Below are 19759 nucleotides of genomic sequence, written 5' to 3'. Positions count from 1 at the left end.
CAAGCATGGCGCGCCAGTCGGGTCGCCCCATCTCACGCGCCAGTTTCAGGGCAAAACTCAGCTCACCGTCGAACACTTTCCCGCAGAAACAGGCTCTGCAGGCCCGGCGTCCTCTGCCTGTTCAGGAGCATCATTCACCACAAACTCATACATACCGGACAGCCGGTACACCACGTTTTCAGCATGAGAAATTGCCTCTGTGGGCCAGGTGGTAAGCACTTCCTGCTCAATCTGTTTAACGGCTTCATTCATGGAAGGCAGCTTTGTCTTCTTCGGATGGTTATGCCACAGGGACATCGCCACCAGAAACGCGCCGGTTCTGATGGCGTCTTCCACAGTAAACTTCCGGTTGCTGTCTGACTCCGCCTGTTCTGCCTGCCGTTTCATCAGGGCGAGATGCTCAATACGCTGCAGGGCTGACAGTTCAGAAAGCGTGACGGTCACACCGTTATGTTCAAATGATTCGGTTTTCAGGAACATCGCTGACTCTCCGGATTAACTGGCGGTGACGTTGATTTCTGCAACCGCAGCAAACTCACCATTACCAGATACGACCGGAATGTTGACCTTGCCTGCAGCAACACCTTTCACGGTGATGGTCATACCACTGACCGACACGGTGGCTTTTGTTTTATCCGCAGACACCGCACGGAAGCTCTTGTCGGTTGCGCCCTCCGGCTGGAATGCCACGGTCAGCGTGGTGCTCTGCCCTTTCACTACGGAAGCACTGGCGGGTGTCACCGTCATGCCGGTTGTCGCCGTCACCGTGCTGCGATCTTCTGCCATCGACGGACGTCCCACATTGGTGACCTTCACCGTGCGGGTAATCACTTCCTTCGCCGTCACCGCCTTACCGATACTGCTGACCCAGCCACGGAACACATCGACCGTGCCGTTCGGGAAGCGGATTTTATAGGCACGGGTATCACCTTCATTAAACCACGCCAGCAGCGCCTGCTGCCCCTGCTCTCCGGGCATCCACGCCAGCGTGAAGCTGGTATCTCCGGCAGATTTCTGCCCCTGCCCGGTCGCAGTCCAGTCTGCATCTTCATCATCGAGATAGCTGTCGTCATAGGACTCAGCGGTCAGTTCGCCGGGCGTCAGGTCTTTAACTTTTGCCAGACGCGACCAGTCAACGTCTGAAAGCGGGTTCGCATAAGGGTCACCGCTCCCCTTATAAACCCACAGGGTGGTCCCGGCACCTTTCACCGGCATTGTAGGATTTGGTACAGGCATAGCGTCCTCACATTTCATAGGTAATGACATAAGTCAGATCGGCTGAACTCCACAGGCCCGCATCATCGTCGCGCCGGTAGTCATAGCCACTGGCCACCATACTGGTGATCAAATCTGACAGTGCCGGGATATCGCTCATCACCGGATAAATCCGGGACTCCATCCACGAATCCAGCTCTGAATCCGGCACCTGAGCAGGCAGGAAAACTTCAATATGCAGCTCCGCCTGCCAGGTATCGCTGTCCAGCTCTTCGCCCGTGTATTCAGCGCCGGTGAGATAAACGGCAATTGCCGGAAAATCTTCCTCATCAAAAACAGCGGGGCGACCATCAAAAAGCGTCGCCCCGGTGTCATGCTTCTCCAGTGCATCCAGTACGGCTGCACGGAGTTCAGTATGTTTCATCGCTTTATTACCATTCTCAGTTGATGCTGCAGCGCATAGCCCAGCTCTTTCGGAAGACGTTCACGCCGTATCCGTTCAATATTCTGTTTAAACGCCGTGGTAAGCGGCACCGCCATCGGGATTTTCACCACATCAATGGGGTAACGGTTTTTCCCGGCCACACGCTGCATAACATGCCACCGGCCATTTTTCAGTTGCTGAATAAACGCGCCGGGAATACGACGGTTACCCACCACAAGCACGCTGCCGCCACCTTTCAGGGATGAACGCTGCCCCTTTTTACGACGCCTGCGGCGGGACAGGACAACCCGCGCATTACCCAGCTTGATTACGGGCAAATCCCCCCGGTTAACTTTGATTCTGGCCTGCGGATTTTTGACCGTGGCCCTTTTCAGCCTGGCCCTTTCCTTTACCAGTTTTCGACGTACCTTTGTCTCACGGGCAACCTGTGACGCAGACTGCGATATCGCGGATGAAGCAACGCGGTTAATGGCCATTGCGGCGGCACCAGACACCGCCGTTTTGCTGATACGGCTGAGGTTTTCAACGGCCTGCTCAAGACCTTTTATGGCCATACATCCCCCTTTCAGCGGCGACGGTTAACGGCAGGCGGTACGCCCCGTCCAAGCCAGAGATGACAACTTCCGCCATCATCCGGCGAAACCCGATCTACCCAGAAATTTTCCTCACCGATGGTCAGCGTGTCTCCACGCCGCAGCTGCCGCACCTCATCAGTCCGGACAAACAGGGACGGGCTGGAGCCTTCAACGCGCACGCCCTGTCCGGCATAGCTGATATTTTCAGGGTCATCAAAAACACCACGTATCACCGCACCTGACTGCTCACCGGATGTAATGGTGGCTGACGTTCCCATGTACCCGCGTATCGTTTCATCGGCGCGGGCAATGGCAGCATCGAACAGGTTATCGAAATCAGCCACAGCGCCTCCCGTTATTGCATTCTGGCCAGGCCGCGCTCTGTCATTTCGGCTGCCACACCGGCAGAGACACGAAACGCCGTTCCCGGCAGCACAAATGCCACAGGTTCATCCCGCGTGGCGTGAAGTGCATCAGTATGCAGCTTCACCAGTGCCACGACCGTGACCAGTTCAGACGTATCCAGAATCACGGTATCCGGCTGCGCTGATCCCACCTCATTTTCATGTCCGGTCAGCACATTTTCCCGGCTGAGAGGGGTGTCCTGACCGGCAGTTTCATCCGTGTCATCAAGCTCCTCTTCCAGCTCTGCCACACGGAGCGCCAGTTCTTCTTTCGTCCCCGTCAGGCTGACATCACGGTTCAGTTGTTCACCAAGCGAGCGGAGACGGGCAATCAGTTCATCTTTCGTCATGGACTCCTCCACAGAGAAACAATGGCCCCGAAGGGCCATGATTACGCCAGTTGTACGGACACGAACTCATCAGGGTCAGCCAGCAGCATCAGCGGTGCTGACTGAATCATGGTGAACTCACGCGCCGGATCGCCGGTGGTCACCCAGTTTTTCGGGTAACGGGCAGAGGCGTTAATGCCTTCGCGCTGTGCGTCCGCATCCTGAATGCAGCCATAGGTGCGCAGACCGCGTGCCTGAGTGTTCCCCAGCACCATCGTGTTGTCCGGCAGGAAGTTCTTTTTGACGCCGTTTTCCACGTACTGTCCGGAATACACGACGATGGCCACATCGCCATACATCCCCTTATAGGACACCGCTTTACCTAGGTCTTTCACCGCTGTCTCCAGCTCGGAATTAGAGCCACGACGGGTATCCAGCTTCTCCTTGACGGCTTTGAAGGAACGGAACAGCGCCCAGCCTTTCGGATCGAACACGATGATATTCACCACACCGCTGGCGTTCAGCGCGTAGGCTTCGATATCGTCGGTCGGGTCATACGTGGACTTGTCACGCTTGCTCCACTCCGTGCCGCCGGACTGCGTGATGTTATTCTCCTCACTGCGGCCCATATCCACCTCAACCGGATCGAAGGCTTCACCGGTCATGGTGTATTTGCCCTTAAGCACGGCAGAAACTGCCTGCATCTCTTCGACCTGAGCAATGGCCAGCTCTTCGTCACGCATGTTCTGCATGATGATGCGACGGCGGCGGTAAGCCGGGTCCGCCAGATTCTGCGGATCTTCATCCGGCAGGCGACGCAGGGTCATCTGCGGATTCACTTCATGCTTCGGCTTGACATATCCCGGCGTAAATTCAGAGGTGGAGCCGCCACGGGAACGGATAACCTCACCGGAAACAATCGGCGAAACGTACAGCGCCATGTTTACCAGTCCCGGAATTTGTGAGAGATAGACTTTCTCCGTAGTGAAGGGATAGCTCTCACGGAAAAAGAGACGCAGAAACAGCGGATCAAACTTAAATTTCTGCTCATTTGCCGCCAGCAGTTGGGCGGTTGTGTACATCGACATAAAAAAATCCCGTAAAAAAAGCCGCACAGGCGGCCTTTAGTGATGAAGGGTCAGGTTAAACGATGCTGATTGCCGTTCCGGCAAACGCGGTCCGTTTTTTCGTCTCGTCGCTGGCAGCCTCCGGCCAGAGCACATCCTCATAACGGAACGTGCCGGACTTGTAGAACGTCAGTGTGGTGCTGGTCTGGTCAGCAGCAACCGCCAGAATGCCAACGGCAGCACCGTCGGTGGTGCCATCCCAAGCAACCAGCTTACGGGTGGAGGTGTCCAGCATCAGCGGGGTCATTGCAGGCGCTTTCGCACTCAATCCGCCGGGCGCGGTTGCGGTATGAGCCGGGTCACTGTTGCCCAGCGGCTGGTAATGGGTAAAGGTTTCTTTGCTCGTCATAAACATCCCTTACACTGGTGTGTTCAGCAAATTGTTAACGGCATCAGATGCCGGGTTACCTGCAGCCAGCGGTGCCGGTGCCCCCTGCATCAGACGATCCAGCGCAGTGTCACTGCGCGCCTGTGCACTCTGTGGTGCTGCGGCCAGAATGCGGCGGGCCGTTTCCACGGTCATACCGGGGGTTTCTGCCAGCACGCGGGCCTGTTCTTCGCGTCCGTGAGCCTCCTCACAGTTGAGGATCCCCATAATGCGGCTGTTTTCTGCCGCAACCGCAGCGGTGATCTGCGCGTTCACGTCCGGCTGCGCCGCGCTGGCGTTTTCGCCCTCCGTCGCTGGCACCACGTCAGTAACGTCAGCCTGCGAAGCAGTGGCTGAAACAGTTGTTGATTGAGTCTCTTTGGTCATTCGCCCTCCTGAGAGACGGGATTTACGTGCATCCAGTGCATCACGCATGACGGTGATCGCATCGGTGCTGTTGACAAGTTCATCAGCCAGTCCGGCATCAATGGCCTCCTGACCGCTGTACACTGCAGCCTCGGTATCCAGCACAGCCTGCACGGACAGGCCGGTATATGCCGACACCTTCTGCGCAAACATCTGGCGGGTTGCATCCATCCGGGACTGCAGTGTCTCCCGGACGTCATCCGGAAGATGGCTGTAGGGGTTGCCATCCACCTTATGGCTGCCGCTGTAAATCAGCGTGATTTCCACGCCCTGTTTCTCCAGCGCAGCACCGTAATTACTGTGAGCCATCATGACGCCGATGGAGCCTGTCCGGGCGGTCTGCGTGACCAGACGCCGGGAGGCGGCGCTGGCAAGCAGCTGCCCTGCACTGCAGTTCATGTCATTGGCCAGCGCCCATACCGGCTTTATGTCACGCACACGGGCGATGATGTCAGCGCAGTCAAATGCCCCTGCCACCATTCCGCCGGGCGTGTCCATATCGAGCAGAATGCCGTCCACCATCGGGTCGCTGGCAGCCTGTTGCAGACGGGCGATAATGCCGTTGTAACCGGTCATTCCCGAATACGGCTGCAGCGCCCGCGTCCGACTGACCAGCGTACCGGACACCGGCAGCACGGCGATGCCGTTCATGACCTGATAACTGCGGGCCTGTCGTGGTCCGTCATCATCACCGGATAACGCCAGCGCCGCGGGTGCCTCTCCGGCAGTCAGGCTGTCGCCGGATACTGCATCCGTCAGGCGGCTGATCCCAAGCTGGCCTGCAAGCGCACAAAAGAAAACCCGCGCATAGGCGGGTTCAAGCATCAGCGGCTCATTAAAAGCCATGCTGGCAATATGCGGGAGATTACGCAGCTCTGCTGTCACTCTTCTCCTCCTCTGTTGATTGTCGCAGCCCGGATTCAAATGCCGCAGCCGCCCAGGCGGGCGGTTTAAGACCGGCTGCACGGCGCTCCATCGTTTCACGGACCTGCTGGGCAAAAATTTCCTGATAGTCGTCACCGCGTTTTGCGCACTCTTTCTCGTAGGTACTCAGTCCGGCTTCTATCAGCATCACCGCTTCCTGTACTTCTTTCAGACCATCGATGGCCATACGACCGGAGCCTATCCAGTCACAGTTCCCCCAGGCGCTGCGGGCTTCCTGAAAGCTGAAACGCGCTTTTGAAGGTAACGTCACCACGCGGCGAACGATGGCCTCTTCCAGCCAGCACAGAAACATCTGGCTCGCCTGACGGGATGCGACGAATTTTCGCCGCCCCATAAAGTACGCCCACGACTCGTTCGCACTGGCCCGTGCCGTGGAGTAGCTCATCTGGGCGTAATTCCGGGAAAGCTGCTCATACGAGACACCCAGCCCGGCAGCGATATACCGCAACAGTGACTGCTCAAACACGGAGTAGCCGTTATCCGTATCCTGAGCCGTCTGCAGGTTCAGTGAGTCACCCGGCATCAGGTGCGGCACTTTTGCGCCTCCCAGCCGGACCGGTGCTGCGGCGTAATACGCGGCAATTTCACCAATCCAGCCGGTCAGCTTGTCCCGCTGCTCCTGACTGTTCGCGCCCAGAATAAAATCCATCGCTGACTGCGTATCCAGCTCACTCTCAATGGTGGCGGCATACATCGCCTTCACAATGGCGCTCTGCAGCTGCGTGTTCTGCAGCGTGTCGAGCATCTTCATCTGCTCCATCACGCTGTAAAACACATTTGCACCGCGAGTCTGCCCGTCCTCCACGGGTTCAAAAACGTGAATGAACGAGGCGCGCCCGCCGGGTAACTCACGGGGTATCCATGTCCATTTCTGCGGCATCCAGCCAGGATACCCGTCCTCGCTGACGTAATATCCCAGCGCCGCACCGCTGTCATTAATCTGCACACCGGCACGGCAGTTCCGGCTGTCTCCGGTATTGTTCGGGTTGCTGATGCGCTTCGGGCTGACCATCCGGAACTGTGTCCGGAAAAGCCGCGACGAACTGGTATCCCAGGTGGCCTGAACGAACAGCTCACCGTTAAAGGCGTGCATTGCCACACCTTCCCGAATCATCATGGTAAACGTGCGTTTTCGCTCAACGTCAATGCAGCAGCAGTCATCCTCGGCAAACTCTTTCCATGCCGCTTCAACCTCGCGGGAAAAGGCACGGGCTTCTTCCTCCCCGATGCCCAGATAGCGCCAGCTTGGGCGATGACTGAGTCGGAAAAAAGACCCGACGATATGATCCTGATGCAGCTGGATGGCGTTGGCGGCATAGCCGTTATTGCGTACCAGATCGTCTGCGCGGGCATTGCCACGGGTAAAGTTGGGCAGCAGGGCTGCATCCACACTTTCACTCGGTGGGTTCCACGCCCGCAACTGCCCACCAAATCCGCTGCCACCGCCGTGATAACCGGCATATTCACGCAGCGATGTCATTCCGTCCGGCCCCAGAAGGGTGGGAATGGTGGACGTTTTCATACATAAAATCCTGCAGGTCCCCTGCGTCGCTGTGTCATGCCGGTCTGCACTTCCAGCTCCGCAATGTATTTTTTCAGGTCAGACACGGAAGTGGCCGTAAACTCCACTCTCCGTCCGTCTTTCTGTACCGTTGCCACCCGTTTTCCTGTCATCAGGTCATGCAGTGCCGCACGGGCAGCGGCAAGTTCTTCCTGTCGCGTCATTCATCCTCTCCGGATAAGGCACGGGCGTAATCTGCCAGTGTTTTCTTGTTGGTTGCTGCACCATCCTCTTCCTGCAGGCTCGCCAGCAGTGCACTGAGATCCAGCTGCCAGCGGGAAATACTGATGCGCAGCGCCGCCAGCGCATAAACGAAGCAGTCGAGCGCCTCATTGCGTCGCTTTTTGCTGTCCCACAGTATTTTTTTCCTGCCATCCACCCATTTTTCGACCTGCTCTTCAGCAGTCAGCTGCTGCGCTTCGGTCAGATCAAAAATATCTGGGTTATTCGGGAAGTGAACGGCACCGGGAAGCGGTTCATCCCCTTCCGGCGTCAGTGTGAAGCGGTTATAAATCTGCTCTTTCGCGGTATCCGTACCGATTTCGGTAAGGTAAACCCCGTTTTTGTTTCGCTTACGTGGCATGCTGGCCACTGGCTTTCCGTAGACGGATGCCCCTTTAATGGGGATCACCCGGAACAGCCCATGCTTTTTCGAGCGTTCATACACAATGGTCGGGTCAATCCCGCCAGTATCCCAGCAGATACGGGATACCGACATTTCTGCACCATTCCGGCGGGTATAGGTTTTATTGATGGCCTCATCCACACGCAGCAGCGTCTGTTCATCGTCGTGGCGGCCCATAATAATCTGCCGGTCAATCAGCCAGCTTTCCTCACCCGGCCCCCATCCCCATACGCGCATTTCGTAGCGGTCCAGCTGGGAGTCGATACCGGCGGTCAGGTAAGCCACACGGTCAGGAACGGGCGCTGAATAATGCTCTTTCCGCTCCGCCATCACCTCAGCATCCGGACGTTCGCCAATTTTCGCTTCCCATGTCTCACCGAGCGTGGTGTTCACGAAGGTTTTACGTTTTCCCGTATCCCCTTTCGTTTTCATCCAGTCTTTGACAATCTGCACCCAGGTGGTGAACGGGCTGTACGCCGTCCAGATGTGAAAGGTCACACTGTCCGGCGGCTCAATCTCTTCACCGGATGACGAAAACCAGAGAATGCCATCACGGGTCCAGATCCCGGTCTTTTCGCAGATATAACGGGCATCAGTAAAGTCCAGCTCCTGCTGGCGGATGACGCAGGCATTATGCTCGCAGAGATAAAACACGCTGGAGGGGTCATCCGGCGTCCATTTGAGGCCAAACGGCGTCTCTTTGTCGCCAAATTTAAGATACTGCTCCTCCCCGCAGTGCGGGCAGGCAACATGAAAACGCATAAAATGCGGGGATTCACTGGCTGCACGCTCAATCTGGCAGGTGCCTCTCACTTTGGGCGTGGAGCCACGGATGGACTTTGGCCAGACCGAGCCTTCAATACGTTTGTCGCCAAGGAACGTCGGAGAGCCTTCCTGTTCAATATCCTCATCAAAGGCAGCAAGTTCATCATAACCCGCCACATCCACCGACTTTTCACGGTAGTTTTTTGCCGCTTTACCGCCCAGGCACCAGAAGCCACGACCATTGGAAAAACGCTTCATAGTGAGCGTGTTATCCCGGTGCTTTTTGCCATACCACGGAGCCAGCGCCAGCAGCGACGGAATATCGCGGATGGTCGGCTCAACGTGGGTTTTCATAAAGTTCTCGGCATCACCATCCGTCGGCAACCAGATAAGGGTGTTGCGCTGCTTATGCTCTATAAAGTAGGCATAAACACCCAGCAGCATTTTGGAATAACCGACACGGGCAGACTTCACCACATTCACCTCACGGATGTAGTCGCTGCCCATCGCATTCATGATGGCCCGCTGAAAGGGCAGTGTTTCCCAGCGCCCTTCCTGGTATGCGGATTCTTTTGGGAGATAGTAATTGGCATCCGCCCATTCAACGGCGGTCTGTGGCTCCGGCCTGAACAGTGAGCGAAGCCCGGCGCGGACAAAATGCCGCAGCCTGTTAACCTGACTGTTCGATATATTCACTCAGCAACCCCGGTATCAGTTCATCCAGCGCGGCTGCTTTGTTCATGGCTTTGATGATATCCCGTTTCAGGAAATCAACATGTCGGTTTTCCAGTTCCGGAAAACGCCGCTGCACCGACAGGGGGATCCCGTCGAGAATACTGGCAATTTCACCTGCGATCCGCGACAGCACGAAAGTACAGAATGCGGTTTCCACCACTTCAGCGGAGTCTCTGGCATTTTTCAGCTCCTGTGCGTCGGCCTGCGCACGCGTAAGTCGATGGCGTTCGTACTCAATAGTCCCTGGCTGGAGATCTGTCTCGCTGGCCTGCCGCAGTTCTTCAACTTCCCGGCGCAGCTTTTCGTTCTCAATTTCAGCATCCCTTTCGGCATACCATTTTATGACGGCGGCAGAGTCATAAAGCACCTCATTACCCTTGCCACCGCCTCGCAGAACGGGCATTCCCTGTTCCTGCCAGTTCTGAATGGTACGGATACTCGCACCGAAAATGTCAGCCAGCTGCTTTTTGTTGACTTCCATTGTTCATTCCACGGACAAAAACAGAGAAAGGAAACGACAGAGGCCAAAAAGCTCGCTTTCAGCACCTGTCGTTTCCTTTCTTTTCAGAGGGTATTTTAAATAAAAACATTAAGTTATGACGAAGAAGAACGGAAACGCCTTAAACCGGAAAATTTTCATAAATAGCGAAAACCCGCGAGGTCGCCGCCCCGTAACCTGTCGGATCGCCGGAAAGGACCCGCAAAATGATAATAATTATCATCTACATGTCACAACGTGCATCTACGCCATCAAACCACGTCAAATAATCAATTATGACGCAGGTATCGTATTAATTGATCTGCATCAACTTAACGTAAAAACAACTTCAGACAATACAAATCAGCGACACTGAATACGGGGCAACCTCATGTCAACGAAGAACAGAACCCGCAGAACAACAACCCGCAACATCCGCTTTCCTAACCAAATGATTGAACAAATTAACATCGCTCTTGAGCAAAAAGGGTCTGGGAATTTCTCAGCCTGGGTCATTGAAGCCTGCCGTCGGAGACTAACGTCAGAAAAGAGAGCATATACATCAATCCAAAGTGATGATGGATGAACATCCCGGTTTCTTCCACCATCGCACCGGAAAAGCGACTATGAGGGTAACCCTGCGTCTGTCAGCACAGTAAAACCCGGTGTGCATCGTTTTTGATTATTCCCGCACACTCACGCAGAAGGAATTCCCCGTCGGGCTACGGTCATGGTTAATGCGGGAATACGGCGACGATACAGCGCAGCTAAAAGGGTAATGGACAGATAGAGCGGTTTATTTCATTCCACAGGATTCTGAGTGCCCCCCTCCTCCAATAGGCTGAGCATCCACCTATATAGTTTTAATTTTCATCAATCCATTTAACTATCGTTTAATTGTTGTCACATAGGATTCTGCCGTTTTTAACAATGCAGGATAATAAGATGAAAAAAATGTTGTTTTCTGCCGCTCTGGCAATGCTTATTACAGGATGTGCTCAACAGACGTTTACTGTTGGAAACAAACCGACAGCAGTAACACCAAAGGAAACCATCACCCATCATTTCTTCGTTTCGGGAATTGGACAGGAGAAAACTGTTGATGCAGCCAAAATTTGTGGCGGCGCAGAAAATGTTGTTAAAACAGAAACCCAGCAAACATTCGTAAATGGATTTCTCGGTTTTATTACTTTAGGCATTTATACTCCGCTGGAAGCGCGTGTGTATTGCTCACAATAATTGCATGAGTTGCCCATCGATATGGGCAGCTCTATCTGCACTGCTCATTAATATACTTCTGGGTTCCTTCCAGTTGTTTTTGCATAGTGATCAGCCTCTCTCTGAGGGTGAAATAATCCCGTTCAGCGGTGTCTGCCAGTCGGGGGGAGGCTGCATTATCCACGCCGGAGGCGGTGGTGGCTTCACGCACTGACTGACAGACTGCTTTGATGTGCAACCGACGACGACCAGCGGCAACATCATCACGCAGAGCATCATTTTCAGCTTTCGCATCAGCTAACTCCTTCGTGTATTTTGCATCGAGCGCAGCAACATCACGCTGACGCATCTGCATGTCAGTAATTGCCGCGTTCGCCAGCTTCAGTTCTCTGGCATTTTTGTCGCGCTGGGCTTTGTAGGTAATGGCGTTATCACGGTAATGATTAACAGCCCATGACAGGCAGACGATGATGCAGATAACCAGAGCGGAGATAATCGCGGTTACTCTGTTCATTGCTGACCCCACAAACAGATTTCACGCTCAATCTCACGACGAGTCATGAGACCTTTCCATTGCTTACCGCCAGCATATGTCCAGCGACGTAGCTGATCACATGCGCCTTTGATATCGCCCTGGTTTATTTTGCGAAGAAGCGTCGATGTTCTGAAATTGCCAGCACCCACGTTGTAAACGAATGAGTAAAGAGCGCCGCGCATTGTTTCCGGTATATCGACTTTGATGTACGGGTTAATTTGTCTGGCGACCGTGGCAAGGTCTTTATTCAGGAGGGCTTTGCATTCTGCTTTGGTATACGTTTTACCGAGCATGATGTCTTTTCCTGTATGCCCGTGACATACAGTCCATACACCAACAATATCTTTGTATGGTATGTAGCTGACACCTTCCAGACCATCGTTACCACTTGGGCCAGTGATTAACACTGATGCTATAGCAATTGCTCCGCCACCAATAGCAGCAGCAACGGCTTTTCGTAATGATGGAGGCATTATTCACCTCTCGCAGCCTTGCGCTTATCTTCTTTAATCTTGAAATAAAGGTTTGTCAGGTACGTCAGCAGGCCAAATACCAGGCTACCCAGCACACCTATTGCTGCCCACTGTGAGGGCGTGACTTTATCGAGCAGCTGTAAAAACCAGTAACCGGCACTACCTGCTGAGGTGCCATAGGCGACACCCGTTGTTAACTTATCCATGGATTTCATAACCCCACCTCGCAGACAAAGCGGGTGTAAATTGAGGGAATACAACGTATCGCAAAAAAGCAGAAACGTAACAGACTCGGAGTCAGTGAATAACTCAGGTATTGAGTTATCAGCTAACATCGAGACTCAAAAAATGGAAAAACCAGCTCGACGGCGGGTTTAAGCTGTGTGACGAAGTAACCACTCTTAACAGCATAACCAATTTTTTACGTACGTAAACCACTGAATGATATTTATGAGAATGCTACCGAGTGTTCAAAACACCACCACAAATACATAAGAAAACCTCAACAAATAACCAATAAATAATTTCCGGCGTTATTTTTAGTTAATTTAAATTAAACCACCGAATTATACCCCCCCCATAAATAACAGCCATTAATATAAATTAGCTAATAGGTTTATTTTTGTTCAAATAAGAGCCATAAATAGGTTTCGATAGAAAAAGTTCAGATAAAAATAGAGATCTACTTCACAAATTAAATGAGAAACTAAAACTTACATCTTGAAATAATCACATTGATTAGATGAATATTTATCGCGCAGTGACATCATTTTTTAATAATAGTTCAAAAAAAAGGGCTCACGATGAAAAAATTAACAGTGGCAATTTCTGCTGTAGCTGCATCAGTACTGATGGCGATGTCTGCTCAGGCAGCTGAAATTTATAATAAAGACAGTAACAAGCTGGATCTGTACGGAAAAGTTAATGCCAAGCACTACTTTTCCTCTAACGATGCAGATGATGGTGATACTACTTATGTTCGTCTGGGCTTCAAAGGCGAAACCCAAATCAACGATCAGCTGACTGGTTTCGGTCAGTGGGAATATGAATTCAAAGGCAACCGCGCTGAATCTCAAGGTTCCTCCAAAGACAAAACCCGTCTTGCATTTGCAGGCCTGAAATTCGGTGACTACGGCTCAATCGATTACGGCCGTAACTACGGTGTAGCATACGACATCGGTGCGTGGACTGACGTTCTGCCAGAATTCGGTGGCGATACCTGGACCCAAACAGATGTGTTCATGACTGGTCGCACCACTGGTGTTGCAACCTATCGTAACAACGACTTCTTTGGTCTGGTTGATGGTCTGAACTTTGCTGCTCAGTACCAAGGCAAAAACGATCGTAGCGATTTCGATAACTACACCGAAGGTAACGGTGATGGCTTCGGTTTCTCTGCTACCTATGAATACGAAGGGTTCGGTATCGGTGCAACTTATGCGAAATCTGATCGTACCGACACTCAAGTTAATGCAGGGAAAGTTCTTCCTGAAGTATTTGCTTCCGGTAAAAATGCAGAAGTTTGGGCCGCAGGTCTGAAATATGACGCTAACAACATTTACCTGGCCACTACCTATTCTGAAACCCAGAATATGACTGTATTTGCTGATCACTTCGTTGCTAATAAAGCTCAAAACTTCGAAGCTGTTGCACAATATCAGTTCGATTTCGGTCTGCGTCCGTCCGTTGCTTACCTGCAATCTAAAGGTAAGGATCTTGGAGTATGGGGCGATCAGGACTTAGTCAAATATGTTGATGTAGGTGCAACCTATTACTTCAACAAAAATATGTCTACTTTCGTTGATTACAAAATCAACCTGCTTGACAAAAATGACTTCACTAAAGCACTCGGTGTAAGCACTGATGACATCGTTGCTGTAGGTCTGGTTTACCAGTTCTAATCTGATTACGAAAAAGATATGTTGCGGGAGGCTTTGCCTCCCCAACATATAAGTGGCTCCCTCAAGCCACTTCCTTTAGGAGCACAACCTTGCTTCTAACTATATAAACCTTCTGTTATATATTACCCTTTATTTTTGGGGGCGTTGCAACGCCCCATTTTTAATAATTTTTAGTAAACAATTGGCATATTAATTAGAGTTATTAACAACGATATCCATCTCTAACCGGATATCTAATGCCATTAACATCCCTTCAATTATGCCCTCAGCCTTCTGTAACCTTTTCCCGATATAACCATCAGAGCAGCAATGCTTACCTGCCAGTGACATGAATGTCATACCGACTACATAATAATCTACTAATAAATCGTGCAAATCGCTGTTGTTCTTTTTCAGACGGGCCATGCACCCGCAAATGATCATCGCGTCATCGTCACAACATTGCGGGCGAGATTTTACTTTTGAAGGAATTAATCCCTTAAAACCGGCGGCAATGGACGACCAGGTCACATCTTCATGATTATTAGCCGCCCACGCTCCCCAACGCTCAAGAACCATCTGAATATCACGCATCAACTTACTCCACAAAAATCAGACCAGAACGCCAATTACAAGCAAAAATCAACAAAACAGTATTAGTTGATTGTTATCTCTGACTTCATACTCCTGCTCCTGTCAGGGTTTTGGCGTAATTCTTCAGTATTCGGTAATCGGTCAAAACAGAACCGGGGAAACGATATAAGCGCAGACGCCCCCAGCGGTGGCGAAGAAGTTCTGCCATATTAAACTCAAACATCATTCATTCCCCATTTCGGTGATGGTCAGTTCCAGCCTCCCACCTTTGGTAACAGGCATCTTCACAACGCGGTAATCAACGACCTGAGCATCATCCAGCCAGAAACCTGCTTTAGTGAGTGCGTCAAAAGCGGCTTTTTGCAGATTATCCAGGTCACGGCGACGGCGATCCGGCATGTGGCACTCAATGCGGATTTTCACAGGCATAGCCAGGCCGATATCCAGCATTGCGTTTTTAATGATTCGGGCGACGTTATCGCGGTATGCCTGCCCCTCTGCGCTGACGTGCGTGCGCCCGCGATTATGGCGGTAATAGCGATTATTGCTCGGAGGCCAGGGTAATGTGATACTGTAGGTATTCACGCCTTAATAACCCCCTCTTTCAGCCAGATAACCTGTGTTCTCGCCATACCTTCCAGCGCGCATTCTTTTGCATATGCAGCATCGACAAAATGTGTGCGGCGGTCGATTTCGTCGTGACAGGCAGAACAGGCAATGGTGGCAATAAGGTCTGGCGGTTTAATACCGGTGCCGCACAATCCAGCCAGCCGGATATGTGCCAGTACTGACGTTTCAGGATTGCCATTACATACGCCAGGGATTCTTACCTGGCATTCCCGACTACGCGCTGCTTTTCTCAAATCAGCCATGATTCCTCCTTGCTGCCAGTCGCAACCATTTTTTATCAACCAGGCTGGCGGTATATCCGAGCAGTGTTGGTATTTCGGAAGGCTTCAGCTCCGGTTTACGCTTACGACGATTTGGTACTCTGTAGATGTGTCCGTTCATGACACGAATAAGCGGTGTAGCCATTACGCCTCCTGCTTGTCACGGAGCTGCTGGAACTCGCAGCTCTGCGGAATAGTCAGATGGCAACCAATATTCATCGCCCAGGCTTCAACCTTACACAGGAAGACATACATCTCTCCGGTATCAAGATCGGAGGTATGGCGTAACGACTGGATAGTGGTGATATCACCGGTTACGACATCAACCAGGTCTTTGGTTTCATAACCGAGATATGTGTGTTTGAGAGCATCTTTTACCCAAGCTGGAGTGGCGAACGTTTTACCCTTGCTGATGAGGTATTCACTGATTTCGCTGTACCACATGTGGCTGAGTGCATTCTGGGAAAGACTGCGTCTCTCGCGCCACGGTTTAAGCACCATGCGAAAGCATTTGCCGTTCTCCAGACAAGGCTGGATCTGCCGACCGATAGCGGTGAAGTTACCGCGATGCAATTTGATACCATCTTGTGGGAGGTTCACGCTTCACCTCCGCAGAGATCAAACGCTGGATGCAAAATATCGCAGGTGCATTTCTGCATCTGTGAATGGAGAAGAGAGGTTGGATTGTATGTGCGCATAAACGTCCCCGTTTAGCGCAGAAGTCACCGGAGTTGTTCAGGCTCCGGTGACATAATTATGCCGTGTTGATTTCCCAAAATCAAAATCGATAGAATTGCTCCTTCTTAAAACACTTTTACTCTCTGGAAGCTTTTCTTATCTCTCTTGGTGTTATATTAAAACGATTATGAAATCTTTCAGTAAAACGAGAAGGACACTTATAACCATTTTCTCTGGCAATCTCGCTTATAGGTTTTACCGTCGTTTGTATAGCAGACAACGCATTATTTAACCTCACATCGTCCAGTATACTTTGGAAACTTACCCCCTCGCTTGCTAGACGGCGATGTAATGTAGAAACAGAAATGTAGAGATATCGTGCAACCTTGTTTGCTGTCCATTTTGTGCCGGGTTCGGATAGCAGCAGGTTATAACAACGACTTATCAATGATTGTTTACTATATGATAAAAGTAAATGATTAACATGATTCACTCCTAACGAAAGTAGAACGCCCATTGCTAAGTGCTCCTGAATTTTAGTTGAGAAACCTCGGGAAACAGATGTTTTTAGTTGCTCCCAACAATATATTAACTCAGGATTCTGAGGTAAAAAGAAACTTGTTTTGTTACGTATTTGATCAGTTACCGTATAAAGTTTTTGGAACCTCTCAATTAAATCAATGGGTAAGTAAAGCATTTCTGCAAGATAAAGCCCTGCTTCAGGATAATTCTCAATATAAAATTCATAACTACAAGGAAATAATATTATTTGATTATTATCAACAGTTAAAGTATGCGTCTCCCAATTGATAACTTTCTTTCCCTGACGGATACGACACAAAGCTGGCATAAGAGGCTTAACCCTATGAATCTCATGATGTTTATGCATCCGTATTTCTTCGATCTTTAAGTTAGTCTTACCTCTTGCCAGCATACTCTCACCCTACTTTATCTCATAAACTGGTGTTATCTCAGCGGTTGCGATTTTATTAGCATTAAGCATATAACCAACTAACGCTCCGCTGGAGTTAGAATCTACAGGAATCTTTTCAGTTTTTAGAGCCCATACTTTAAACTGGTAATGATGTGGTTTATCTCCTTTAGGAGGACATGCGCCACCAAACCCAGCATAGCCAAAATCATTTCGGCCTTGAACAGCACCAGTCGGCAGTTTTGTTCCATCACGTCTTCCTGCATCAACGGGCAAATATGTTACTGTTGCTGGAATATTAACAACAGTCCAATGCCACCAACCACTGCCTGTAGGTGCATCTGGATCATATACAGTTACGGCAAAGCTTTTGGTACCTTCAGGAACACCAGACCAGGTTAATGAGGGCGATGTATTACCACCTTCACACCCAAATCCAGAAAAGACATGAGACGTTGTAAGTTGCTCTCCTGTTTTTATTTCATTACTAGTGACCTGAAATGCTGCAGCCTGCGCAGAAAATGTTATGAATGCCAATACAGTTGAAACGATAAGTGTTTTCATAAAAACCTCTTTGTTATGACCTATCGTTATTTTATTTGATATTCCTTTATCTCATTATGCATAAAGGCGCAATGTTCATGCAAAAGCAATCACAATTGTACCCCCAACCCAATTATTTGCCACAATATACACAAAGCACATTGATACTATTAAAAACTCTGCTTTATTATTAGTAACACCTACGAAAGTCGGTGTTATTTTTTAACCTACCATTCAAAATACGTGACATACACCATTTTGCTCATAATAATTTGTCACGTATTTTCAGTATTTGAATCTGCGACCAAGAGTTCTCACCTAACAAATGATTAAGATTGTATAGCTCATTTACTACCCCAATACAGCCGTACAAAACTCGCTTGTGGGAGCAAACAAAGTAATTACCCATTAAGTTTCGTTAAAGATAATTAATTCTGTCTTGCACTTTATCATCATAGCATAACTTAAAATCCAAGATCATTATTTAGAAATAAATCTCACCATCAACCATATATTTGAGAGCACTTATCGCCTGCTGGGCGGATATTACTTTCATTAAAGGATAGTGTTTAAAAACAATGCCATTCATAAAATAGATATCACAGGTTTTATTATCCGTATTAATTATGATTTTTTCGAATGTTTTATAGGCAAGTGTACGGCATAACTCTCGTCCATTTTTACTGGTTAAGTCAATAGCATAAAAATCACTGAATGAATTTACACCTTTACTCTTCAAAGTTTTCAATGATACCGAAGCCCTTCGTAATTCCTTATCTAATAGTCTTATTTTCTCTGCTATAGCGGTAACTTCAGGCGCGACAGACAATGCAACGATTAAATTATTAATTTTCATCTGAAGCTCAATAATTTTTAACTCTAAAGTTTCATTAGCATCTTTCTTGTTTTCAACTGGTTGAATTTTGCTACAATTAAAAAGCAATTCATTAATGATATTATAATCAACCAAATCTCTTTTTATTGATGGCCTGTCACATCGATGTAATCTTCTCATCGGACAAACATAATAGCCATGCAAACTTCCAGATACCGCATGAACAATCATGGTATTACCACAAGCCTCACACTTCATAACTGTTCGAAGTAGATTTATTAGCATAGGATTCTTGCTACTATTGCTAATACCAAAAGGTGCCAACCGAATTTCCTGTACAGCGTAAAAAAAATCATCTGATATGACTCTGGGATAATAGCCCGCGATTTCACTTATTCCTTTCCCTCTTGCACGATATGAAGGTACGCATATACCTATCAGAGCTTTATTCGCTAATAATTTTTCAATTACAGAAGGTCCCCATGCACTTTCTTTTCCTGAGAAATTCTTTACAGCATGATCATTTAAATACTTGGCTATTGCATTCAATGAGCGCCTTTCCATCCTGAGTTTAAAAATTAGCTCAATAGTTTTCACCCTGTCGGGGTCTGGAACAAAAGCCGTTCTTTTGTCATCTAAGGAGAGCCATCTCGGACAAGACGCCGTCATAATCGTACCTGATTCCAGTGCATCCTGCCGTTTTTTCTTCCATGATAATTTAACCCGACTTGACTTTATCTCGCTTTCTTCATTTGCCCTTTGTGCTATAAGTATGGCTTTTATTAATGAATATGGCTCATTCAAAGAGTCAATATTATAGACTGTATTGTCGCAAAGAGTTATAACATCAATACCGTGATTCAAAATCAATTTCAGACGTTCAATCGCTTCACCGACTTTTTCTCTTGAAAGTCTGTCCAGACTTTCAACTAACAATGTAGTTCCTGGCAATATATAACCATGCTCTATAGCATCTAAAAATTCCGAAAAAGCTCCTGATTGTGCATGCTTTCCTTTGAATGCACTTAATCCTAAATCTTCATATGTTATGGTATCAAGATAATAATCACTATTTACCTTTAACCATTCAGCAATAAGTCTTCTCTGTCGGTTTAATGAGTCGCCAGACATCTGACCTGGTGATGAAAATCGCATATATGCTATGGCTTTTTTCATGGTGACACC

29 protein-coding genes and 1 pseudogene are annotated in these 19759 nt (G+C 49.5%); 3 read left to right on the top strand and 27 right to left on the bottom strand.

Features of this window, described 5'->3' with window-relative positions:
* From ACJHYR_RS23450 to ACJHYR_RS23385, 14 genes and pseudogenes are all read right to left on the bottom strand, one after another.
* Positions 1–76 (bottom strand): annotated as a pseudogene (locus ACJHYR_RS23450) (phage tail assembly protein T); the annotation flags it as partial.
* Positions 58–480 (bottom strand): phage tail assembly chaperone G, encoded by a 423-nt coding sequence (gene gpG / locus ACJHYR_RS23445; protein WP_000479139.1) that lies wholly within the window; start codon positions 478–480, stop codon positions 58–60. The pseudogene ACJHYR_RS23450 and the gene gpG, both read right to left, overlap by 19 nt.
* Before the next feature lie 15 nt (positions 481–495).
* Positions 496–1236 carry a phage tail protein gene (locus tag ACJHYR_RS23440; protein ID WP_021514938.1) on the bottom strand — a complete coding sequence of 247 codons (741 nt, stop codon included), beginning with the start codon at positions 1234–1236 and terminating at the stop codon, positions 496–498.
* A gap of 7 nt (positions 1237–1243) precedes the next feature.
* Positions 1244–1639 (bottom strand): phage minor tail U family protein, encoded by a 396-nt coding sequence (locus ACJHYR_RS23435; RefSeq protein WP_000683145.1) that lies wholly within the window; start codon positions 1637–1639, stop codon positions 1244–1246.
* A complete protein-coding gene (locus tag ACJHYR_RS23430; protein WP_000975107.1) occupies positions 1636–2214 on the bottom strand; it encodes a phage tail protein in 579 nt (192 codons plus the stop codon). Before ACJHYR_RS23430 ends, ACJHYR_RS23435 begins: the two co-directional genes overlap by 4 nt.
* 11 nt (positions 2215–2225) lie before the next feature.
* Positions 2226–2579, bottom strand: a complete 354-nt coding sequence (locus ACJHYR_RS23425) for a head-tail joining protein (protein WP_000752979.1) — start codon at positions 2577–2579, stop codon at positions 2226–2228.
* Positions 2580–2590: 11 nt separating this feature from the next.
* Positions 2591–2989, bottom strand: a complete 399-nt coding sequence (locus tag ACJHYR_RS23420) for a DNA-packaging protein FI (protein ID WP_000158905.1) — start codon at positions 2987–2989, stop codon at positions 2591–2593.
* Between the two features lie 41 nt (positions 2990–3030).
* On the bottom strand, positions 3031–4056 hold the full coding sequence (locus ACJHYR_RS23415) for a major capsid protein (RefSeq protein WP_000063280.1): 1026 nt from the start codon (positions 4054–4056) through the stop codon (positions 3031–3033).
* A 55-nt stretch (positions 4057–4111) separates the two neighbouring features.
* Positions 4112–4444, bottom strand: a complete 333-nt coding sequence (locus tag ACJHYR_RS23410) for a head decoration protein (RefSeq protein ID WP_001299443.1) — start codon at positions 4442–4444, stop codon at positions 4112–4114.
* Positions 4445–4453: 9 nt separating this feature from the next.
* The gene (locus ACJHYR_RS23405) at positions 4454–5773 is read right to left on the bottom strand and encodes a S49 family peptidase (RefSeq protein ID WP_000123233.1); all 1320 of its coding nucleotides are present in this window, start codon (positions 5771–5773) and stop codon (positions 4454–4456) included.
* Entirely contained in the window at positions 5754–7355 is a 1602-nt protein-coding gene (locus tag ACJHYR_RS23400; protein WP_001307653.1) for a phage portal protein, read from the bottom strand. Before ACJHYR_RS23400 ends, ACJHYR_RS23405 begins: the two co-directional genes overlap by 20 nt.
* Positions 7352–7558 (bottom strand): phage head-tail joining protein, encoded by a 207-nt coding sequence (locus ACJHYR_RS23395; RefSeq protein WP_000198149.1) that lies wholly within the window; start codon positions 7556–7558, stop codon positions 7352–7354. The genes ACJHYR_RS23400 and ACJHYR_RS23395 overlap by 4 nt, the downstream gene beginning before the upstream one ends.
* Positions 7555–9480, bottom strand: coding sequence for a phage terminase large subunit family protein (locus tag ACJHYR_RS23390; protein ID WP_001027269.1), 1926 nt, complete (start codon positions 9478–9480; stop codon positions 7555–7557). Before ACJHYR_RS23390 ends, ACJHYR_RS23395 begins: the two co-directional genes overlap by 4 nt.
* A complete protein-coding gene (locus tag ACJHYR_RS23385; RefSeq protein WP_000453587.1) occupies positions 9455–10000 on the bottom strand; it encodes a DNA-packaging protein in 546 nt (181 codons plus the stop codon). The genes ACJHYR_RS23390 and ACJHYR_RS23385 overlap by 26 nt, the downstream gene beginning before the upstream one ends.
* A gap of 388 nt (positions 10001–10388) precedes the next feature.
* On the opposite strand from ACJHYR_RS23385, the gene ACJHYR_RS23380 reads away from it, so the two are divergent.
* Entirely contained in the window at positions 10389–10583 is a 195-nt protein-coding gene (locus ACJHYR_RS23380) for a YlcI/YnfO family protein (RefSeq protein WP_001307652.1), read from the top strand.
* Positions 10584–10942: 359 nt separating this feature from the next.
* Positions 10943–11236: an increased serum survival lipoprotein Iss gene (gene iss / locus ACJHYR_RS23375; protein ID WP_000738421.1), complete on the top strand. Its 294-nt coding sequence runs from the start codon at positions 10943–10945 to the stop codon at positions 11234–11236.
* A 31-nt stretch (positions 11237–11267) separates the two neighbouring features.
* Here iss and rzpD read toward each other — a convergent pair whose 3' ends face one another.
* Genes rzpD through essD form a run of 3 tightly spaced genes read right to left on the bottom strand, consistent with a single transcriptional unit; the run spans position 11268 to position 12438 of the window.
* Positions 11268–11729, bottom strand: a complete 462-nt coding sequence (gene rzpD / locus ACJHYR_RS23370) for a prophage endopeptidase RzpD (protein WP_001082739.1) — start codon at positions 11727–11729, stop codon at positions 11268–11270.
* Positions 11726–12223: a lysozyme RrrD gene (gene rrrD, locus ACJHYR_RS23365; protein ID WP_001135277.1), complete on the bottom strand. Its 498-nt coding sequence runs from the start codon at positions 12221–12223 to the stop codon at positions 11726–11728. The genes rzpD and rrrD overlap by 4 nt, the downstream gene beginning before the upstream one ends.
* Positions 12223–12438, bottom strand: coding sequence for a phage lysis protein EssD (essD, locus tag ACJHYR_RS23360; protein WP_000839596.1), 216 nt, complete (start codon positions 12436–12438; stop codon positions 12223–12225). The genes rrrD and essD overlap by 1 nt, the downstream gene beginning before the upstream one ends.
* A gap of 588 nt (positions 12439–13026) precedes the next feature.
* On the opposite strand from essD, the gene ACJHYR_RS23355 reads away from it, so the two are divergent.
* A complete protein-coding gene (locus tag ACJHYR_RS23355) occupies positions 13027–14124 on the top strand; it encodes a porin (protein WP_000737283.1) in 1098 nt (365 codons plus the stop codon).
* 189 nt (positions 14125–14313) lie between these two features.
* On the opposite strand, the gene quuD is transcribed toward ACJHYR_RS23355, so the two are convergent.
* From quuD to ACJHYR_RS23305, 10 genes are all read right to left on the bottom strand, one after another.
* Positions 14314–14697 (bottom strand): antitermination protein QuuD, encoded by a 384-nt coding sequence (gene quuD, locus ACJHYR_RS23350; protein ID WP_001204780.1) that lies wholly within the window; start codon positions 14695–14697, stop codon positions 14314–14316.
* An 85-nt stretch (positions 14698–14782) separates the two neighbouring features.
* Positions 14783–14923 carry a YlcG family protein gene (locus tag ACJHYR_RS23345; protein WP_000971055.1) on the bottom strand — a complete coding sequence of 47 codons (141 nt, stop codon included), beginning with the start codon at positions 14921–14923 and terminating at the stop codon, positions 14783–14785.
* Positions 14920–15282: a crossover junction endodeoxyribonuclease RusA gene (gene rusA / locus ACJHYR_RS23340; RefSeq protein WP_001099712.1), complete on the bottom strand. Its 363-nt coding sequence runs from the start codon at positions 15280–15282 to the stop codon at positions 14920–14922. Before rusA ends, ACJHYR_RS23345 begins: the two co-directional genes overlap by 4 nt.
* Entirely contained in the window at positions 15279–15569 is a 291-nt protein-coding gene (locus tag ACJHYR_RS23335; protein WP_000774500.1) for a DUF1364 domain-containing protein, read from the bottom strand. Before ACJHYR_RS23335 ends, rusA begins: the two co-directional genes overlap by 4 nt.
* A complete protein-coding gene (locus tag ACJHYR_RS23330) occupies positions 15562–15732 on the bottom strand; it encodes a NinE family protein (RefSeq protein WP_000224914.1) in 171 nt (56 codons plus the stop codon). Before ACJHYR_RS23330 ends, ACJHYR_RS23335 begins: the two co-directional genes overlap by 8 nt.
* Positions 15732–16187 carry a DNA base-flipping protein YbcN gene (ybcN, locus tag ACJHYR_RS23325; protein WP_059327840.1) on the bottom strand — a complete coding sequence of 152 codons (456 nt, stop codon included), beginning with the start codon at positions 16185–16187 and terminating at the stop codon, positions 15732–15734. Before ybcN ends, ACJHYR_RS23330 begins: the two co-directional genes overlap by 1 nt.
* Complete coding sequence (locus ACJHYR_RS23320; RefSeq protein ID WP_072097297.1) at positions 16184–16285, bottom strand: hypothetical protein; 102 nt, start codon at positions 16283–16285, stop codon at positions 16184–16186. Before ACJHYR_RS23320 ends, ybcN begins: the two co-directional genes overlap by 4 nt.
* Before the next feature lie 116 nt (positions 16286–16401).
* Positions 16402–17199 (bottom strand): helix-turn-helix transcriptional regulator, encoded by a 798-nt coding sequence (locus ACJHYR_RS23315; protein WP_000881076.1) that lies wholly within the window; start codon positions 17197–17199, stop codon positions 16402–16404.
* 9 nt (positions 17200–17208) lie between these two features.
* Positions 17209–17760: a Raf kinase inhibitor-like protein YbcL gene (gene ybcL, locus ACJHYR_RS23310; protein ID WP_001306955.1), complete on the bottom strand. Its 552-nt coding sequence runs from the start codon at positions 17758–17760 to the stop codon at positions 17209–17211.
* 463 nt (positions 17761–18223) lie between these two features.
* Positions 18224–19750, bottom strand: a complete 1527-nt coding sequence (locus ACJHYR_RS23305) for a recombinase family protein (protein WP_059327839.1) — start codon at positions 19748–19750, stop codon at positions 18224–18226.
* Positions 19751–19759 lie beyond the last annotated feature (9 nt).

It is taken from the genome of Escherichia sp. WS1450 (assembly GCF_046487395.1).
GTDB classification, from domain to species: Bacteria; Pseudomonadota; Gammaproteobacteria; order Enterobacterales; family Enterobacteriaceae; genus Escherichia; species Escherichia coli.
The sequence above is the reverse complement of the archived record's forward strand: the minus strand, read 5'-3'. Positions and strand labels throughout refer to the sequence as shown.

Excerpts from the sequence above, each read along its gene's own strand:
- gpG (WP_000479139.1), bottom strand. The coding sequence starts at position 480 with ATGTTCCTGAAAACCGAATCATTTGAACATAACGGTGTGACCGTCACG.
- ACJHYR_RS23440 (WP_021514938.1), bottom strand. The coding sequence starts at position 1,236 with ATGCCTGTACCAAATCCTACAATGCCGGTGAAAGGTGCCGGGACCACC.
- ACJHYR_RS23435 (WP_000683145.1), bottom strand. The coding sequence starts at position 1,639 with ATGAAACATACTGAACTCCGTGCAGCCGTACTGGATGCACTGGAGAAG.
- ACJHYR_RS23430 (WP_000975107.1), bottom strand. The coding sequence starts at position 2,214 with ATGGCCATAAAAGGTCTTGAGCAGGCCGTTGAAAACCTCAGCCGTATC.
- ACJHYR_RS23420 (WP_000158905.1), bottom strand. The coding sequence starts at position 2,989 with ATGACGAAAGATGAACTGATTGCCCGTCTCCGCTCGCTTGGTGAACAA.
- ACJHYR_RS23415 (WP_000063280.1), bottom strand. The coding sequence starts at position 4,056 with ATGTCGATGTACACAACCGCCCAACTGCTGGCGGCAAATGAGCAGAAA.
- ACJHYR_RS23410 (WP_001299443.1), bottom strand. The coding sequence starts at position 4,444 with ATGACGAGCAAAGAAACCTTTACCCATTACCAGCCGCTGGGCAACAGT.
- ACJHYR_RS23400 (WP_001307653.1), bottom strand. The coding sequence starts at position 7,355 with ATGAAAACGTCCACCATTCCCACCCTTCTGGGGCCGGACGGAATGACA.
- ACJHYR_RS23395 (WP_000198149.1), bottom strand. The coding sequence starts at position 7,558 with ATGACGCGACAGGAAGAACTTGCCGCTGCCCGTGCGGCACTGCATGAC.
- ACJHYR_RS23385 (WP_000453587.1), bottom strand. The coding sequence starts at position 10,000 with ATGGAAGTCAACAAAAAGCAGCTGGCTGACATTTTCGGTGCGAGTATC.
- ACJHYR_RS23380 (WP_001307652.1), top strand. The coding sequence starts at position 10,389 with ATGTCAACGAAGAACAGAACCCGCAGAACAACAACCCGCAACATCCGC.
- iss (WP_000738421.1), top strand. The coding sequence starts at position 10,943 with ATGAAAAAAATGTTGTTTTCTGCCGCTCTGGCAATGCTTATTACAGGA.
- rzpD (WP_001082739.1), bottom strand. The coding sequence starts at position 11,729 with ATGAACAGAGTAACCGCGATTATCTCCGCTCTGGTTATCTGCATCATC.
- rrrD (WP_001135277.1), bottom strand. The coding sequence starts at position 12,223 with ATGCCTCCATCATTACGAAAAGCCGTTGCTGCTGCTATTGGTGGCGGA.
- essD (WP_000839596.1), bottom strand. The coding sequence starts at position 12,438 with ATGAAATCCATGGATAAGTTAACAACGGGTGTCGCCTATGGCACCTCA.
- ACJHYR_RS23355 (WP_000737283.1), top strand. The coding sequence starts at position 13,027 with ATGAAAAAATTAACAGTGGCAATTTCTGCTGTAGCTGCATCAGTACTG.
- quuD (WP_001204780.1), bottom strand. The coding sequence starts at position 14,697 with ATGCGTGATATTCAGATGGTTCTTGAGCGTTGGGGAGCGTGGGCGGCT.
- ACJHYR_RS23345 (WP_000971055.1), bottom strand. The coding sequence starts at position 14,923 with ATGATGTTTGAGTTTAATATGGCAGAACTTCTTCGCCACCGCTGGGGG.
- ACJHYR_RS23335 (WP_000774500.1), bottom strand. The coding sequence starts at position 15,569 with ATGGCTGATTTGAGAAAAGCAGCGCGTAGTCGGGAATGCCAGGTAAGA.
- ACJHYR_RS23330 (WP_000224914.1), bottom strand. The coding sequence starts at position 15,732 with ATGGCTACACCGCTTATTCGTGTCATGAACGGACACATCTACAGAGTA.
- ACJHYR_RS23320 (WP_072097297.1), bottom strand. The coding sequence starts at position 16,285 with ATGCGCACATACAATCCAACCTCTCTTCTCCATTCACAGATGCAGAAA.
- ACJHYR_RS23315 (WP_000881076.1), bottom strand. The coding sequence starts at position 17,199 with ATGCTGGCAAGAGGTAAGACTAACTTAAAGATCGAAGAAATACGGATG.
- ybcL (WP_001306955.1), bottom strand. The coding sequence starts at position 17,760 with ATGAAAACACTTATCGTTTCAACTGTATTGGCATTCATAACATTTTCT.
- ACJHYR_RS23305 (WP_059327839.1), bottom strand. The coding sequence starts at position 19,750 with ATGAAAAAAGCCATAGCATATATGCGATTTTCATCACCAGGTCAGATG.